The following is a 17,781-nucleotide window of genomic DNA, read 5'->3' on the forward strand; positions in this document are numbered from 1 at the left end:
TTGCGTATATGTTTAATAATTTGTTATGAAATTATTAAATAATAAATACCCCATCAGATATGCTCTTTTGGAAATGTTTTTAGTTTGTGTTGTCTGTACTCATGTGTCTCCTTTTGCAAGTGTTGATGAGGATCTTTGGAATTTTAGTGGGAATCATTATGTTTATTGGCTTTATAGTGCTTTTTTAATTGTTTTTATCCTACATTTTGCCAGATTAACAAGTACCTTTTACTTTAGAGATGAATTTTGCATACCTAAATTTAGGTTAGTTTTTATTTTGAAAGCATTTTTAATTTTTGTTAAGCTTGTCATTTGTATTGTTTTCCTGTTACTTATTCTTTACTTATGTTTTGAGTACTTTTTTCCAGAATCATGGAGATCTTGGGTTGAGGCAGATGTTGGTAGTTTTAGATGGAGCATAGGCAGTAAGGAATCGCTTTATTTGATGGCTATTACCTCCCTTTTTACGGGAGCATTTGAGGAATTGTTGTATAGATCTTTCATTATTACCAAACTTAAACAATTGGGGTTTAACTCATTTATTTCGGCTATTCTTAGTAGTATTATTTTTGCCATTGGGCATGTTTATTATGGATTTATTGGTGCATTTGTTACGTTTATTCTTGGTTTTGTATTAGCTTTTATTTATCTGAGACATAAAAATGTGTATTATGCAAGTTTGGTCCATAGTTTTTATAATACTGCTGTTAGCACCGTCATCTTTGTGTTAAGTTAGTTAAGGAGGGTTTATGCTGGATACTATACCTAAACGTTTTAATGAAGTTGTAAAACTTTATGGTGATCTTGATATTTTTATTTATAGGGAGAATGAATCTAAAGAGCATAAGAGACAGATATATTCTGATTTTTGGAGTGAGGTTAAGGGTATTGCATCTGGTCTTCTGCATTATGGTATCAGAAGGGGAGATAAGGTAGCACTTATTTCTGATTCCAGAAGGGAGTGGATCATTGTTGACCTTGCCGTTATGAGTTTAGGGTGCGTTGATGTGCCAAGGGGTAATGACTCGCCTGAGGATGAAATATCATATATCATTAATCATTCTGAGTCTGGATTTGTGTTTGTAGAAAACGATAAGCAGCTTCAAAAAGTACTGGCTAGGAAACAGGAACTTAGATTTGTTAAGTGTATTTTTGTTATCGATGGTGATAAGCTTTATGAGGAAAAGTTGGGGTTGATTACGGTGGTTTCTTATAAGAAATTATTAAGTATGGGAAGTATTTATTTGAATAATAATCCTAGGGCATTTAATACCGAACTTGAGCAGGGGTCGGGGAAGGACCTTGCTACTATAATATACACTTCAGGGACAACTGGATTTCCAAAGGGTGTCATGCTTCGTCACGAATCTTTTATTTTTCAAATAGATAGGATTTATGATTATCTTCCGTTGCTTCAACCAGGGAAAATAATGATATCTATTCTACCACTCTGGCATTCATTTGAAAGGGCTTGTGAATATATACTTGCTCTTAAAGGTATGGCAATTGCTTATTCGAAGCCGATTGGACCCATTTTGCTTAAAGATTTTGCAGCTTTAAATCCCCATGCAATAATTTCTGTTCCAAGAATTTGGGAAGGAATAAGGATTGGCATTATTAAAAAGGCGTCGGAGTCTCTTGTAAAGAGAGCTTTATTTAGCGTTTTCTTGAGGATTGGAATTCTTTATGTAAAGCTTAAGGAAAAATTTTTAGGGCTTATTCCTATTTATAGGAAATCAAATTTGTTGGTTTCCTTTTTTATGAAATTTATTTTTCTTGCAGGATTAGTTTTTCTTTTCCCTTTTAAATTTTTGGGAGATCTTTTGGTTTTCAGAAAAATAAGGAAAGCACTTGGAAAAAGATTTGAGTTTGGTGTCTCTGGCGGGGGATCTTTGGTAGAATACGTGGATTATTTTTTCAAAGCGGTGGGTGTTGTGGTTCTTGAAGGTTATGGTCTTACAGAGACAGGCCCTGTTTTAAGTGTGAGGCGCTTAAGGCGGCCTGTTGCTAAAACTGTTGGGCCTTTCCTTCCAGACATTGAGTATAGGGTGGTTGATGGTGATGGGGGGTTTTTGCTTCCCGGAGAGAAAGGTGAGCTTTGGGTAAGATCTCCTCAGGTTATGAGTGGCTACTTTAAGAATGAATTAGTTACAAAAGATGTTTTAACTCGAGACGGATGGTTTAAGACGGGCGATTTGGTCCGTGTGACGGTTAATCATGAGATTTCGATTGTCGGTAGAAGTAAAGATACGATTGTGCTAAGGGGAGGGGAAAATATCGAGCCTGAGCCTATTGAGAGGGCTTTATCGAAATCTTTACTTATTGAAAATGTTATGATTGTCGGGCAAGATCAGAAGTTTTTGGGAGCTGTTATTGTTCCTAATTTTGAATCGCTTGAGAAATGGTCAAAATCTAATGGTGTACTCTTTTCTTCGCGTGACGACTTGTTATCTAGTGATGTTGTTAACAAACTTTATTCTAAATGTATTTCAGATATAGTTAACACTAAGTCTGGGTTTAAAAGTTTTGAGAGAATAGTGGGGTTCATTTTATTAAAAGATTCTTTTGTTATTGGTGAGGAACTTACCAATACTCTTAAGCTTAAAAGGTATTACATAATTGACAAGTACCACAAAAAGATAATGTCAATATTTAATAAGGATGATTTTGAATTGGTGTGAAGTAGAGTTTAGTTAGCTCTACATTTTTCTCATGTAGGGGATGTTTAGCAAGCTCATGCAATTTTTTATTGTCTGCAGAACTGCTCTAGACAGGCTTATTCTTGCATTTGTGAGTTCAGGATTGTTTGTATCTATTATTTTAGTTTCTTGGTAGTATGTGCTAAAGCTTTTTGCAAGAGAATAGGAGTATTGAGTTATTAATGAGGGATTTAGGTCCCTTGAGGCTTTTATTATATGTTCTTCAAATTCAGAAACAATCTTAATTATTTCCCATTCCTTTTCCTGTTCTAATAAGTCTAGATTAAAAATTCCCCCAGTTAGACCTAGTGTGTTGTATTTTTCAAGTATGCTATTAATCCTTGCTCCTACATATTGAATATAGGGACCCGAGTTGCCAATAAATGATAAGCTTTCCTCTTTATTAAATAAAATATCCTTGTGTATAGCCGTTTTTAGTAGATAATAGTGAATAGCTCCTAGTGATATGCCTAAGGCCGTTTTTTGCAAGTTTTCCTCATTTGAATCTCTCTTTTTTAACTCCAGCATGGTTGAGTTTACTAAATCATTAATTAAATTATCAGCATCAACCACATTTCCTTCTCTTGATTTCATTTTACCCTCGGGTAAATTTACCATTCCATAAGATAAGTGTATTAAATTATTCTCTTTCGTAACACCCAATTTATCCGCAACAAAAAATAAAATCTTAAAATGATGAATTTGTTCGCTTCCAACGACATAAATCATTTCATCGAAATTATATTCATTCTTCCTAGTTACTATATTGCCCAAGTCTTGAGTAAGATAAATGGATGTTCCATTGGCCCTTAAGAGAACTTTTTCTTTAAATTTTTTGTCTGTGTCTGTATTTTCTTCTGTGTGTATGTCTATGCATATTGCCCCATCTTCTCTTCTGTAGCATAAACCCTCTTCTAAGCCCTTAAGCACAACCTCGCGACCAATTTCAAATATTTCACTTTCAAGATAAATTTTATCGAATGTAATATTTGTAAGAGTATAAGTCTCCTTTATTCCTTCAATTGCCCATTTATTGAGTTTTTGCCAAAGTTGAACTGTTTCTGTGTCCCCTTCTTCCCACTTACATAGTAATTTTTGTATTTCTTCTTCTGCTACGGCATTGTCTTTAGCATATTCACTGTATTTTACGTAGAAGTCGCCGATTAAATGGTCTCCTTTTTTCAAAGAAAGCTCAGGGGTTGTGTTATTCCCAAATTTTTTATAAGCAAGCATGGATTTGCAAATATGTACACCTCTGTCATTTATCAGGTTTATTTTTATTATCTGACCACCAGCAGCTTTCAATATTCTTGATAAACTTTCTCCAATAATGTCATTTCTAAGATGCCCTACATGAAGTGGTTTATTTGTGTTTGGTGCTGAGAATTCTATTATTATTTTTTTGTTCTTAAGGGAATTATTTGTTCCATAGTGCTCCTTTTCCTCATTGACCTTCGTAATTGTATCTCGAATGAACTCTTTTCTATTAAGCTTAATATTTAAATAAGATCCTACCGGTTTGGTCTCATACTCAGCTCCAATCTGTTTTATTATCTCTTCAGCAATAACAGACGTACCAAGTCCCAATATTTTGCTAAATTCAAATATTAAGATTGACAAATCTCCCATTTCGCTCTTTGGGGGTTTTTGAATTATAGTGGTTACTTTATCAAGCTCAATATTCTTTGTTAAGGCAAGTTTCTTTATTGTTTTGCTGATTTTATCTTCTAAGTCTTTCTTTATTTTACTAATCATTCTTTTTCCCTTTAATTTTTATTAACGTGTTAATCAATACAAAGACTAAAGATGCTACTAAGAAAACATTTGAGCTATAAGCTGGTATTTTGCTTATGTTGATTTCCCTAATTATTGATATTTTTGTACTTAAAAATTGTAAATTTCCAGTGTTTAGTATTTCTCTAAAAATTGAAATTATTGAGCTTAACGATATGAATGTTATTATTGGTAGTTTAGAATATTGCAATATTTTAGTAGGTTCTTTTAGGTTTTTAAAAGGTTCGTTTTTATGAAATGATACTATAATAACTATTAAAATAGGGATCGAAAATTTTAAACTCTTATAGAGCGTAGGAGTCGTGTAGTACATAAAAAGGTAGGTTAAACTAACAAAAATTCCTATTATAAGTAAGTAAATTCCCAATATTTGATTTCTCAGTTCTATCTGGTTAATAATTATGGCAGGTAACAAGATACAGAGAGATATCCAAACTGATATCATGGCTCCTTCTAGAAAAGTTTTTGTATAAGCAAAAATAGGGAAAAGCATCAAATGAGTCCTTAAATACTTCTCCGTAACATAAAATGTTTTCTTTTGCATAAAGTACCTTTAACTATTTTATTTTGTTTTAAATTGGTTTGTGTCCGTATTAATATCTACAATATGGCTTGAGTTTACTGTTCCAAAAGTTTTAATACTTTCAATCGCGCCTATTAGTTTTTTGATCTCTTCTTTAAGGCTTTTCATTGAATTTGAGACAGTCATGTTAATTTCTTCCAAAACGGAAACAGTATTAATAATCTCTTTATTCCCTCTAAACATTTCATTTGAACCAATTTTTACTTCATATGTTATCTCTCTCATTGTATTTAAAGCCTTTAGAATCTCCTGGCTACCAATTGATTGTTCTTGCATAGTATGGTTTATTTCTTCTATAACCTGTACCACGAGATTTATTGAATCAAATATCTGGTTGAAAGCTTTGTTCGTGAGCTCAGATGTTTTTACCGTTTTGTTGATAGAATCCATTATTTCATTTATTGAGGCCGCAACAGACTCTGATTGTGAAGTAACTTGTTCCGCAAGATCCTTGATCTCTTCTGCAACAATCGCAAACCCTTTTCCAGCCTCACCAGCATGAGATGCTTCAATAGCTGCATTCATTGAGAGTAAGTTTGTTTGGCTGGCAATGGATGATATTAGAGCATTTGCTTCTTGAAGTCTTGTTGAGTTTTTATAAATATCCTTAATCTGTGTAATAACTTCTTCTTGTTTCTTTCTTCCATCATCCGAGAATATCTTAAGCTCCTCCGTACTCTTCGCAGCCTTTTGTGTTATTTCTGTTACGGATTGTATACTTCCTATCATTTCCTCAATAGCAGATGACGATTCTTCAACGCTAGCAGCCTGAGTTTCAATTGAGTTGTCAAGTGATGCAATGTTTTTAGACAAACTCTCTATTGTGTTTGTCGTGGTTGAAATGAACTCGACCTGTTTCTCTACCTCCCCCTGCGTTTTTTCTATATACTTATTTGAATTTGTTATAGTATCATAAGCCCTGTTTATCTCACTGAACAGCAAATCTCCGTTGTCTTTTAGTAATTTTACCCTGTCTTGTAGCGAGTTTATTACATTTTTTAAGTTTTCAACGAAATACCCAAAATGATTTATCGTAGAGCTGATTGAATCCTTCCCCTTTGATTCAATCTTGACTGTCAAATCTCCGTATTTAACTTTTGGAATGACTTCGTTTAAATGTTCTATTTTTGTCACTATTAATTTCTTAATGATGCTTATCATTATCAAAATAAACACTATTACAAGTGCCGTTATGATTGATATCGACATTAATTTAATATTGTGTAATTCATTTGAAAATATATTGTCATAATTCATCTGAATAGCCAGGTACCAAGATGAAGTTGTAAGTCTTGCTAAAGAGATGATGTTATTATCATGGTTAGTAATAATACTGTTTTGTCTTCTAGATATTGAATTGAGTAGTTGATTTGTTATATCGGGATTGTCTTGAAATAAATTATTCATGGACAATTTAATATGCTCGAATGTATCTTCGTTTTGTTCTCCAAAAACCTCACCCCGGTTATTAATAGCATATATCTTGAAGTAGTGGTGGCTCTTGTGTTGATTTCCCGTCCCCAACAAAGACCTCTCCAATAGCATAAATATGTTTTTTCTCAGTTGCTTTATGTGCTCCAATATGTCTAAATATAGGACTACGTATCCAGTACCAAAAGTAATCTCCTCGCCTCTTGCGTTAATCTTGTAAACCATGGGTATGTAGTTTCTGTTGCCCATCTCTATTAGATTTTTGTGTAATGCGATTATTTGAGATTTGTTTGCAAAATTTTCTGTTTTTAACCCCTTCAGGTTTACCTGAGAACCTATTCTTCTCTCATCACTTGAGTACAAGACTTCCCCAGCCTGATTCACATAATCTACTACCTTTATGTATGAAGGGAACCAATTAGAGTTACTAACAGATATTATGTTTTTAAGTTGCTGACTCTTTCGCACACTGGATTCATCTTTGTAATTTATGACGAATTCATCAATAGTCTGTAACACATTCTTCGTGTCACCAACGAAGCTTTTCGTCATAATGTGATTGACAAATTTCGTAAAATTTTTAAGCTCTTTGGTTATCACCTTCCTGTACCCATAATTTAATAGCAAAAAAGTAGTCGTTGCGATAACCACTGTGTAGAGCAGAATAGCAACATTAAATTTATAAAAAAGAGTGAAACTGGAACCTTTTTTCTTCACCTAAACCCTCACAAAACTTTTCACAAAATGCCATAACCAACTAGTATTATATATGTTTTACTATATAATTATATACATATATCTGAATAATAAAATAATTATTCTTGCTTAGATGTTTTTGCTATGTGTAAGGCTTTGTTCGCGTAGGTTTAGTTTTGGAGAATTTATGGATGGTGATCTAATAAATGTTAAGTTAAAAAATATGAGGTTTTTCCTTTATTTCGTGCTTTTTGTTTTTGTCTGCTTTAGTTCGCTGTTTTTAGGGCAAGCCTATTTAAATTACAAGAATGAGTATATGGAGCGTGTACGGTCTGATTTTGTTCTATTTTCAAGTAGTGTATCTTCTATGTTTAAGAGCAGGTACGATTATGCTAGGGGTGTCCTTAGTGATTTTGTCAAGAACAATGACTTTTTAAGCGTTTTGCATACTGCTTCAAACAGGTTTGTTTCAGGTGTAGGTTTGAAGTCTATGTATGATTTAAATACGAGTAGCGCTTTGTTTTTAAATTCGGGGGAATTTGATGAGGTAAGTAAGGCTTTGCGCGGTATATCTTTTGCAGAGAATTCATTAGAGGGGATTTTTTATGTTCCCGCTGGACAAAATGTTTTACTCTCGGACAGGAGTTTTTCATTTTTGGGTATAAACAATATTCTTGAGGATCCGATCTATTTTATTCCCGCTAGGAATAAGGTTGTCTATTATTCAAGCTATAAGAGGGTTAAGAATAAGTTTTATTCTATTGTAAGCATTCCAGTTATTAGCAGTGACTCTATATCGGTGGGTGTGCTTTGCTTTATGGTTTGTTTTGACGATTTGTTGAATAATATATCAAATCAATTCAATTCTTATCTTAAGTCTAGCAATAAGAATTATGAGTTTTTTATTGTTGACAGAGACTTTAATCCTTTGTTTTTAAGCCTTAACGATATAAACATCGGAAATTTTACGGAAACTTATGAAAATAGTGTGTTAGCGCGAGCTGTAAGTTATATTAAGACAGATTCTAATATTTCAAGGTATGTTTTCAAGCATAGAAATTCTTCTTACTTATTAAATTCTTCTCAGATTGATGGAAACTTGGTCCAGGGTATTATTTTGAATATGCACTTTGTACCCCTCGGGTTTCAATCGGGTTCAGTATTTTTCTTGGGATTTTTGTTTGTCTCATTCTCCGTTATATTTTATCTTTGCAGTAAGTTGATTTTGCCTGTTATGGACGATTTTGGAATGATGCTTGGTCACAAGAAGGCAAAAGAGGACGTTTTGAGTGTTGACTCTCTTGCAGATGTTCGGTATAGATCTTTGATCTTTTCTTACATTAGTTCTGAATTTGATGGCCTTTTCGTAAAGACTGCTAGTGCTATAAGTAGAATTAGGGGCTATGCGAGTGAGTTGGGTAGTCACTTAGACGATATTAGTATATCTGAGGAGGGGATGGAGGGGGTTAATAGCAGTCTTTCCACCTATGAGAAAATAGGAGATACTTTCTCTAAGTTTGAAAAAACGATTATCAATGTTTTAAGGGATTTTGAGTCAATATCTGAGCCAATTAGTGAGCATAATAAGAATATATCAGATATTGCTACTAAATTTGAGGAAAATGCTACTGCTTTTTACGGGATAGATAAAAATTTAGAGATTTTTAATAAGGTGGTAGGATCGAATTCTGTAAATATTGAAAGTATAAAAAGTAAAGTTTTTGAATTAAATTCTGTTTTTGAAAATGTTAATGTGAATTTTTCTGAGCTTTTATCTCAAACAAATAATCTTCAAAGTGCAAATAAACTTTTAGTTTCAATATCAAGTCAGACAAATATGCTTGCCATGAATGCGGCTATCGAGGCTGCTAAGGCTGGTGAGGCTGGTAAGAGTTTTGCTGTAGTTGCGGAAGAGATTAGGAAACTTGCCATAAACTCTGGTAAGTATTCAACAACCATTAAAGATGAACTTAAGATAGTCAATGGTATTATTTCTCTCATAAGCACAGGGATAGATACTGTTTATAAAAATTTTATGGATATCCAAGATAATGTTAATAATAATTCTGTTCAACATGAGAGGATAAATGCTACTCTTGTCAGGCATATAAAGGAAATAGGAGCTTTTAAAGATCAATACTTGTCTAATGATATTAAGATTAAAGACACTAAGAATATGTATAAGGAGATATTTAATAGTTACTTTTTCATTAACGGAAAGTTTAATAATCTAAATAATGATTTGGGTGAGTTTGAGGTTTCTAAGATGAGTTTGGAAGCGTTGGAGCCCTTGCGTGAGCATATTGCCCTAGTTAATAAATCCAGGGAAAAGATTGCCAGAATAAGGGACATCATTGAAGGTATCAATAATGAACTCAGAGATGTTTGATTTTAAGTTTTATCTTTAAAGCCGATATAGAGGACTTCTTCTTCGAGTGAAAAACCTGTTTTTGTCTTTACTTCGGTTTTTACTTTTTCAATTAGTGCCTTAATGTCTCTGGCTCGTGCGTTGTTTTTGTTTATAATAAAGTTTCCGTGGTGGGGCGATACGAGTGCCTCTCCGATTTTGAGTCCCTTTAGGTTGCATTCTTCGATTATTTTTCCGGTAGGTTTTAGGAATTTTTTATTGTTTTTAAATGTGCTTCCACTACTTGGGAAGAGGTAGTGTCCTCTATCTATCCTATTTTGTTTGTTTTGTTTCATAATATTTAAAATGTGTATTCCATTTCCCTTTGAGAGGTTTAGGGTTGCTTTTAGTATTAAAATATTTTTTTTTTGGAATGGCGAAATTTTGTATGAAAAGTCATTTCTTTCAAATTTTTTGCAGATAGTCTGCCCATTCTCATCTACAAAAAAGACTAAATCTAATATTTCAGAAATTTCACTACCAAAACATCTAGCATTCATCCAAATGGCACCTCCAAGTGTACCAGGGATTCCGTATATAAATTCTAATCCGCTTAACTCGTTTTCAAGAGCAAAGTTACATAAATTTTCAAAATTAGTTCCGCATTCAGCAGTAATCTTATTACCTTGAAGTGTGATTTTATTCAGACAACCAGTGTATATTATGGGAAAGGTAATGTCTTCCTCGTCGTTTATTAATAAATTTGAGCCCCCTCCTAGTACAAATACTTTGATTTTTTCTTCCAGTGCTGTTTTAAACATAAACTCCGCTTCTTTGATTGTTTTGGGTGCTAAAAACAACTTAGAAACACCTCCTATCCTGTAGGTAGTGTAGGTTGCAAGATTTGTTGCAGTGGGAGTAGAGTTGATCTTACTGAGAAATCTATTGACGTTCTCTGACATCCCCCCAATTCTATATTAAATAATTACTTTTTACAAACTTAAACTGGAGTTTTGGAAATCATCTTTTTAGGTTGATTGTAAGAGTTTCATGGATTGCATTGTTAAATAGGTTTGTTAAATTGGGGGTTTTATAATAGACTTGTATGGTAAGCCAATTTGAGATTTTTAAACTAGAGTTCGTGCTTTGTTTGCTCAAGAGTTGGCTTTTTCACAGAGTGTATGATTCTTAAGTTGTATAATACAAAGACAAGGGGTTTGTCTGAGGTAAAGAGGATTGGCGAGACTAAAGTCTATGCTTGTGGTCCTACTGTTTATAATTATGCTCATATCGGCAATCTTAGAACATATATTTTTGAGGACTTGCTTGTTAAGTCTTTAAAAATTTTAGGATATAGAGTTAATTATGCAATGAACATTACTGATATTGGACACTTAACGGGTGAATTTGACGAGGGTGAGGACAAGGTAGTTAAGGCTGCTCGAGATAGAGGTCTTACAGTTTACGAGATTAGTAGAGTTTTTACGGAAGCTTTTTTTTGTGATTGTGAAAAATTAAATATAGTTCGTCCTGATAATATCCTTATTGCAAGTGAATATATAGCTAACATGATAGAGGTTGTCAAAGTTCTTGAGGAAAATAATTTTACTTATTTTGTTAATGGCAATGTTTACTTTGATACTTCTCGTTTTAAAAATTACGGACAGATGGCTGGAATTAGTCTATTTAGTACTAGTGCTTCTATTCCCAGAGTTGAAGCAGATATATCAAAGAAGAATAAAACAGATTTCGTTTTGTGGTTCACTAATTCAAAATTTAAAGACCAGGAAATGAAATGGGATTCACCTTGGGGATTTGGTTATCCAAGTTGGCATTTAGAGTGTGCTGTTATGAATTTAGATTGTTTTAAAGATACTCTTGATATCCATTTAGGAGGCGTTGATCATATTGGTGTTCATCACATAAATGAGATAGCTATAGTAGAGTGTTATTTGAAGAAGGCGTGGTGTGACATATTTGTTCATGGTGAATTTTTGATTATGGGAGATGAAAAGATGTCAAAATCAGGGGGTAATTTTGTTACCATTAAAGACTTAGAAGATGATGGATTTTCTCCTCTAGATTTTAGATATCTTTGCTTAACGGCACATTACAGGACACAACTTAAATTTACATTAAATAATTTGAAATCGTGTAGAACCACTAGAGAAAGTATGATTAGTAGGTTAACATCTCTTTACCTTTCACTGACTCAGTCTGAAATATCATTGCTTGATGAGAATATTGTTTCCTCCCTGGAGAGTGAATATTATGGTAATTTTTTGGAAAAAATAGCTTTTGATTTAAGTATTCCTCAAGGGTTGGCTTTGCTTTGGAATGTTATTAAGGACTCTGAATTAAGTGCGTTTTTAAAGCTTAGGCTTGCATTTAAGTTTGATGAAATTTTATCTTTAAGTTTAAAAGATGAAGTTCTGCAAGCTGTTAAGAGGGATAATGTACATATTGATAATTGGATGAATGTTTTACTGGAAGAGAGACGAATTGCAAAGTTAAGAAAAGATTTTAATCGTGCTGATGAAATTAGGGATTATTTTGCTTCTAAAGGGTTTGTTTTAATTGATACTCAAGAGGGGACTAGAGTTAGAAGAGGTTAGGGTATTGACAAAGTCTTTCAGAGGTAAATATTTTGTTTTAGTCTTAATTTTTATCATTTTTTTGGGTTTATTTATTTTTTCGGGGTTCTTGTTCTATTTAAAACCTGTAATTTATGCAATATCGCCGATCCCTGCTTCGCATGAAAACGTAATTGTAATTAAGGGGCGCAATTTGGGGAGTAAAGTGGGGGATATTAATATTAATGACCACTATTTGATGAGGAGTAGTATCGTTAGTTGGAGAGATGAAGAAATTGTTTTCAGGATTACAGATGAAATAAATTCTGGGCTTCTTTTCGTAAAGAGTGATCAAGGGTTTAGCAATGAGCTTTTTCTTGTAATTAGGAGACAGGTTCCAGTTAAGCTTGAAAGTGAGAATAAGCCATTGCTTTTTGATACCGAAAGTTTGGTTTTAACGACTAATATTCCTGTTGCATTAAGGGGCAGAAATTTAGCGTCGGATTTTTCTGTTGTTGAGGTATTTGTGCAAGCGAAGCAGCAACTTTATAAAGTTCTTCTTCAAGATATATTGAAGATATCCAGAGATGAAATCGAATTTATCCCCCCAAGGACAGTAAATCATAAGGGCGAGGTCTTCTTATTAGTTGACGGAGTTAAGAGCAATAAGATTCCCTTTAATTTTAAGTCAAATTTTTTTAAGTGGACTTTAGGTGAGTTTAAGAACTTTAAGATATCTCAGGAGATTTATTTTGAGCAAGGATCTGATAAGGATTCTAAGCTTAAACGGGATGATATTAATTTTAATGTTTTTTATCTAGGCCCAATTGAAAATGAGAGGCAGAAGATTAAGTTTTTAAATAATGATGGTACTGACCTAGGTTTGAATAATTTGTTTTTTAAAAGTTTAAAAGTTAATAAGCATTATTTGAAGTTCGAAATTGAAGCTCATAGGTTAAGTTTGGAAGTTATAGGTGATGAACATTTTTTATATGACATTAAGGTGAATAAAAATAACGATATGCATGAATTTAAGACATATGTTTTAAATAAAAGGAACAATTATTTATTGTATGATTCACTTGATTTAAGTCCAATTACTGCAAGAATGAACAAGATAGATGGTGAGTCAGCTTATAAGTTGGCTAAATCTCTTATCGATGCTTTAGTATTGTATTTTAAGATTACAGATAATAATAGTTTAAGTTTGGAGGAGTCTATTAGGAGAAAAGAAATCTCGGAAGATAATCTGATTACACTTACTAATTTATTGTTTTTACAGGAAGGTATACCTTTAAGAACAGCAGTTGGGTTTTATTTTGATTCTGAGTCTTCTGTTCTTAAAAACCATACTTGGTGTGAATTTTTTCTAGACTCCATTGGGTTTATCTATTTTGATATAATAAAGGCGGTGTTATTTAAGAATAGTTCTAAATATTTTATGAATATGTCAGAGAATTATATTCATTATGGGTACAAGGAGAGTTTCGATGATTACTTGTCCCCTAATGAATATATGGATCTAGGGTTGTTAAAATACAAGAGCTTAACAAATCGCGATTATTCTCTGAACTATAGCTTTACTTTGGAGGAAAATATTAATGCGAGATAAAGATCTATTTGATTTAATTGATAAAGAGCACAAGAGAGAGAAGGAAAATATTGAGCTTATTGCCTCAGAAAATTTTGTATCTTCAGCTGTAAGAGAAGCTGTTGGGAGTGTTTTAACTAATAAATACGCCGAGGGATATCCTTTAAGGAGATACTATGGGGGTTGTTTTGTTGTTGATGAGGTTGAAAACTTAGCCATAGCAAGAGCAAGGGAACTTTTTGGTGCAAATTATGCCAATGTACAACCTCATAGTGGTTCTCAAGCTAACATGGCTGCAATAATGGCACTCATTAATCCTGGGGATAGAATTCTTGGAATGGAATTGTCCCATGGAGGGCATTTGACGCATGGAAGTAAAGTTAGTTTTTCTGGAATATTTTTTAATGCGTATTCTTATGGAGTATCAAAGGATACTGAGACTATTGATTATGATGAGGTTCTAAAGATAGCTAGGGAGTGTAGACCTAATTTAATAATAGCAGGTGCTTCTTCTTACTCAAGGGAGATTGATTTTAAGAAGTTTCGTCAAATAGCTGATGAGGTTTCCGCTTATCTTTTGTGCGACATTGCTCATACAGCGGGTCTTATTGCTGTGGATTTGCATAATTCTCCGATTGATGTTGCACATGTTACTACAAGTACTACTCATAAGACGTTAAGGGGTCCTAGAGGAGGATTGATTCTTTCGGGTAATGAATCTGGGCGAATAGTCAATTTTAATAAGAAGGAGAGAGTTTTGGAAAGTGCCATTAATTCTTGTGTTTTTCCAGGAACTCAGGGTGGGCCTTTAATGCATGTTGTTGCAGGCAAAGCAGTGGCTTTTGGAGAAGCTTTAAGGAAAGAATTTAAAGATTATATTTCTAAAGTCATAGAGAATACTAAGGCAATGGCTGATTATTTTAGTGCAGAGGGTTTTAGAATAGTTAGTGGGGGAACGGACAATCATTTGTTTTTAGTGGATCTTGGTGTTTTGGGTATGACAGGAGCTGAGGCTGAGAAAATACTTGAGAGCGTAAACATTACGCTTAATAAAAATGCTATTCCTTTTGATTCAAGAAGTCCTTCTGTAGCCTCTGGGATTAGAATAGGAGCAGCAGCTATTACTTCAAGAGGGTTGGGTAAAGATGATTCTTTAAGGGTTGCAAGTCTTATTAACAGGGCTTTAAGAACTAAATCAGAGAGTGAGCTTGTAAGTATAAAGAAAGAAGTTATAGAATTTATTAGCAGTTTTAATATGCCTTGATTTAATTTACAGGTTATTTGTTTTGATATCTAATTTGTTTCGAATTTTCTTTTTGTTGATATTGTTTATTTTGATTTTCAATCCCTTTATTTTAAGTGTATTCTTTATGTTTGTTATTTTTTTAATAATTTCTAGTCTTTTGGGCGGGTTTAGGATATATACAACTAGGGATTATTCTTATTCTAGGACAAGAGAATTCGAATTTTACAAGCTGTCTTTTTTGCTTATGGCTAAGTTGGTTTCTATTTTAGGATCAATTGCTGGAGAGCAATTAAATTATATTAACTTTATTATTAATTCTTTAAATTTATCTGAAAAAAATAAAACAGAGCTTTATAACATATTCCATTTCTCAATTACTAAGAACAGGAATGCAGACAAGATATTGTATACATTAAAGCTTGGATATTTCCAACATAAAGATCTTTTTGTTTGGCTTGTTTCAGCACTCAAAGAGATTAATAATTTGGCCAGATATAAAAATTCAGAGGGCGATAAATTTATTCTTTATGTTATTTCTTTTCTTGAGCTTGATTTTGAAAGTTACAATACTTACAAAAATATTAACATAGAGATCATTAATCCCTACGATGTACTGGGTTTGAAATACAACTCTAGCGATGACGATATAAAAAGAGCATATAAAAAATTGGTCATTCAATTCCACCCAGATAGATTTACAAATGATCCCATTAGGCAAAAGGAGGCTAACGAAAAATTTATCAGGATTCGAGATGCCTATGAGAAGATATGCAAAGAAAGAAATTTAAAATAAGAATAATTTTAAGTATCCTTCTGAATCGTAAAGTTTCGTCATTCAGAAGGATTTGTTTTTGCTTAATTATTCGTCAAAGGCTACTTTAAATGATAGGAATACGCTTCCCGCTCTGTCTTTTTTTGCAAGAATATCATTGGAGTCCCACCCAAGTGTAATTGTTGTAAATTTTATTAGCTTTTCTAGGTCAAGTCCGGCTTTTAAGTATAACTTCTTGTCTGAACCCTTAAATGAACCCAAAACGTGAGTACCTACATATGGAGTTATGTATGCCTTTGGTGATATAGATTCTAAAGGTATTGCGTAATCAACATACAAAGCAGCTCCGAGCTTAGCGGCGTTTACAAACGACACAGAAGGCTCATCCGCTGCAGGAGTAGTCTGATTTAGAATAGCAATTATGTCGTCTACATTAGGTTTTTCTTTTAATAAGTCGTAAATTCCACCTGAAATTATCCATCCAAGGCCAGGAATAATCCCCTTTTTATTATCTTCATAAGTTGATAGTTCAACATTTAAAGTCTTAAATGACTTTTTTGCAATATCCTTTACTAGTTTCTTTCCAGAAGTAGGGTTATACAAATTTTGTCCATAATTAACTCCAACACCGATTCCAGATTTTTTATCTTGTTCTCCAAAGATCCTTGTGCTATAAGAATCTTTTCCTTTAACGGAAAATGACTCTTTTTCGCCTTCATCCTTATTCCAAGCAAAACCTATGTTAGCTCCCACAGAGAATGCAAAGTTGGTTTTTTTGTCTTGATTAAAGCCAAGCTTGTTTTCTGCTGGGTTGAATGCCACATCCTTGTCATCTGGTGTATTTGCTTTCTTGGAAATGTGTCCAAATGTAGAGAAATCGCTAGCAAAGAGATCTATTCCCAAATCAGATCCTGTTTGGAAAATTAAATAGGTATTCTTATTGTTTATCTTTGCAAGTCCAAGCTTGTATTGAAAACCAAGGGAAGCCATGATAGATGTATTTGACAAGGTTGGAACAACAAGATCAGATCCAATAGTAGCTTTATCCTTCAATCCGTATGTTATAGATGATATGTTAAACTTCTTATTTCCAAATGCGCCTGATACTCCAAAATTTAATTCAAGTGGTGTTTCTGCTACCACAGTTGTACTGTCTTTTTCGAGCTCATTTTTTATTGGTTTCCATTTTACTTGAGTTCCGTAAAGCATACCAGTATAAATGTTATTATAAGGTTTGTTTTTATCATTTAGTTTTCCATGGTTTCTATTCCCCGTTCCTGTTGCTCCAATTGCAAGTATAAGTTCCAATTGGGGGATACTGTATCCAAACTGCAGTGTTCCTATCTTTTTATCTGTGCCTCTTGCAAGAATTGTTTTTCGTAAAGCTCTGTCATCACTAGGGAATCCGTAGTAGTCACTCTTAATGCTAGTCATTGGAGCATAGCTGAATAAGGATTCTTGGTTAAAATCAAAGTCAGTCATTGAGTTCATCTTAACGTAGAAATCATACACATTTATTTTTGCTACGATATCGCCTACATCAAGTTTGAAAGAGGCGTCCTTTTGCCCTTCAACTTTTAAAGCTAGATCTTCTATTTTAACGTAAGCTGAAAAGGGATCATCCTTTCCCACTTCTGCATGCTTTTTAAATGGTAAAAACTTAATTCCTATTTTACTTTTGTTTTCCAAGCCAGGAACTTGTTCATCCATGTCTAGCCTAAACTCACTGGTGTTTTCAAATTCAAATTTAGGTTTCCATAGATCTAGGCTAAATGCATCCTTTTCATCTTTTTTGTCTTGCGTTGTGACCTGCGTCGCATCTTGCGCAAAACCTGACATAGAAGCGGCCAGGAACAGACTGAAAATGCATAATATCAGTTTTTTATTCATTTTGTATCTCCTTTGTTGTAAGACTTAGGTTTATTATAAGTTTTAAATAATACTTCATCTAGGGACGCCACTCCTTGGATAAAAATATAAGCATCCCTGATTTATGATATTAATATTTAGATCAAAATTCAAGCATTTTTTAGTTTGCACTGTTTATTT

12 protein-coding genes are annotated in these 17,781 nt (G+C 33.3%); 7 read left to right on the forward strand and 5 right to left on the reverse strand.

Going from position 1 to position 17,781, the window contains the following annotated elements:
• Window positions 1-25 precede the first annotated feature (25 nt).
• Both LSO06_RS03055 and LSO06_RS03060 read left to right on the forward strand, forming a co-directional pair.
• Window positions 26-736, forward strand: a complete 711-nt coding sequence (locus LSO06_RS03055; RefSeq protein ID WP_231760596.1) for a CPBP family intramembrane glutamic endopeptidase — start codon at window positions 26-28, stop codon at window positions 734-736.
• Between the two features lie 13 nt (window positions 737-749).
• Window positions 750-2,681: an AMP-binding protein gene (locus tag LSO06_RS03060; protein ID WP_231760597.1), complete on the forward strand. Its 1,932-nt coding sequence runs from the start codon at window positions 750-752 to the stop codon at window positions 2,679-2,681.
• A gap of 18 nt (window positions 2,682-2,699) precedes the next feature.
• Here the strand turns inward: LSO06_RS03060 and argS are convergent, their stop codons facing one another.
• From argS to LSO06_RS03075, 3 genes are read right to left on the reverse strand one after another with little or no spacing between them, the layout of a single operon-like run.
• Entirely contained in the window at window positions 2,700-4,454 is a 1,755-nt protein-coding gene (gene argS / locus LSO06_RS03065; protein ID WP_231760598.1) for an arginine--tRNA ligase, read from the reverse strand.
• Complete coding sequence (locus LSO06_RS03070) at window positions 4,447-5,037, reverse strand: hypothetical protein (protein WP_231760599.1); 591 nt, start codon at window positions 5,035-5,037, stop codon at window positions 4,447-4,449. Before LSO06_RS03070 ends, argS begins: the two co-directional genes overlap by 8 nt.
• An 18-nt stretch (window positions 5,038-5,055) precedes the next feature.
• Complete coding sequence (locus LSO06_RS03075) at window positions 5,056-7,224, reverse strand: methyl-accepting chemotaxis protein (protein WP_231760600.1); 2,169 nt, start codon at window positions 7,222-7,224, stop codon at window positions 5,056-5,058.
• A gap of 166 nt (window positions 7,225-7,390) precedes the next feature.
• Here LSO06_RS03075 and LSO06_RS03080 point away from each other — a divergent pair, with 166 nt between their 5' ends.
• Window positions 7,391-9,592, forward strand: coding sequence for a methyl-accepting chemotaxis protein (locus LSO06_RS03080; RefSeq protein WP_231760601.1), 2,202 nt, complete (start codon window positions 7,391-7,393; stop codon window positions 9,590-9,592).
• A gap of 2 nt (window positions 9,593-9,594) precedes the next feature.
• Here LSO06_RS03080 and murB read toward each other — a convergent pair whose 3' ends face one another.
• A complete protein-coding gene (murB, locus tag LSO06_RS03085; RefSeq protein WP_231760602.1) occupies window positions 9,595-10,512 on the reverse strand; it encodes a UDP-N-acetylmuramate dehydrogenase in 918 nt (305 codons plus the stop codon).
• A gap of 219 nt (window positions 10,513-10,731) precedes the next feature.
• Between murB and LSO06_RS03090 the strand changes: the two genes are divergently transcribed.
• Genes LSO06_RS03090 through LSO06_RS03105 form a run of 4 tightly spaced genes read left to right on the forward strand, consistent with a single transcriptional unit; the run spans window position 10,732 to window position 15,753 of the window.
• Window positions 10,732-12,165: a cysteine--tRNA ligase gene (locus LSO06_RS03090; RefSeq protein ID WP_231760603.1), complete on the forward strand. Its 1,434-nt coding sequence runs from the start codon at window positions 10,732-10,734 to the stop codon at window positions 12,163-12,165.
• 4 nt (window positions 12,166-12,169) lie between these two features.
• Window positions 12,170-13,735, forward strand: coding sequence for an IPT/TIG domain-containing protein (locus tag LSO06_RS03095; protein WP_231760882.1), 1,566 nt, complete (start codon window positions 12,170-12,172; stop codon window positions 13,733-13,735).
• A complete protein-coding gene (gene glyA, locus LSO06_RS03100) occupies window positions 13,725-14,978 on the forward strand; it encodes a serine hydroxymethyltransferase (protein ID WP_231760604.1) in 1,254 nt (417 codons plus the stop codon). Before LSO06_RS03095 ends, glyA begins: the two co-directional genes overlap by 11 nt.
• A gap of 25 nt (window positions 14,979-15,003) precedes the next feature.
• Window positions 15,004-15,753 (forward strand): J domain-containing protein, encoded by a 750-nt coding sequence (locus tag LSO06_RS03105; RefSeq protein ID WP_231760883.1) that lies wholly within the window; start codon window positions 15,004-15,006, stop codon window positions 15,751-15,753.
• A 66-nt stretch (window positions 15,754-15,819) separates the two neighbouring features.
• On the opposite strand, the gene LSO06_RS03110 is transcribed toward LSO06_RS03105, so the two are convergent.
• Complete coding sequence (locus tag LSO06_RS03110) at window positions 15,820-17,622, reverse strand: integrin-binding adhesin P66 family protein (protein WP_231760605.1); 1,803 nt, start codon at window positions 17,620-17,622, stop codon at window positions 15,820-15,822.
• Between the last annotated feature and the right edge of the window lie 159 nt (window positions 17,623-17,781).

The organism is Borrelia sp. RT5S, assembly GCF_021165755.1.
GTDB lineage: Bacteria > Spirochaetota > Spirochaetia > Borreliales > Borreliaceae > Borrelia.

Bases quoted from the DNA above. Each gene is read 5' to 3' on its own strand.
- LSO06_RS03055 (WP_231760596.1), top strand. From the start codon at position 26: ATGAAATTATTAAATAATAAATACCCCATCAGATATGCTCTTTTGGAA.
- LSO06_RS03060 (WP_231760597.1), top strand. From the start codon at position 750: ATGCTGGATACTATACCTAAACGTTTTAATGAAGTTGTAAAACTTTAT.
- argS (WP_231760598.1), bottom strand. From the start codon at position 4,454: ATGATTAGTAAAATAAAGAAAGACTTAGAAGATAAAATCAGCAAAACA.
- LSO06_RS03070 (WP_231760599.1), bottom strand. From the start codon at position 5,037: ATGCAAAAGAAAACATTTTATGTTACGGAGAAGTATTTAAGGACTCAT.
- LSO06_RS03080 (WP_231760601.1), top strand. From the start codon at position 7,391: ATGGATGGTGATCTAATAAATGTTAAGTTAAAAAATATGAGGTTTTTC.
- murB (WP_231760602.1), bottom strand. From the start codon at position 10,512: ATGTCAGAGAACGTCAATAGATTTCTCAGTAAGATCAACTCTACTCCC.
- LSO06_RS03090 (WP_231760603.1), top strand. From the start codon at position 10,732: ATGATTCTTAAGTTGTATAATACAAAGACAAGGGGTTTGTCTGAGGTA.
- glyA (WP_231760604.1), top strand. From the start codon at position 13,725: ATGCGAGATAAAGATCTATTTGATTTAATTGATAAAGAGCACAAGAGA.
- LSO06_RS03110 (WP_231760605.1), bottom strand. From the start codon at position 17,622: ATGAATAAAAAACTGATATTATGCATTTTCAGTCTGTTCCTGGCCGCT.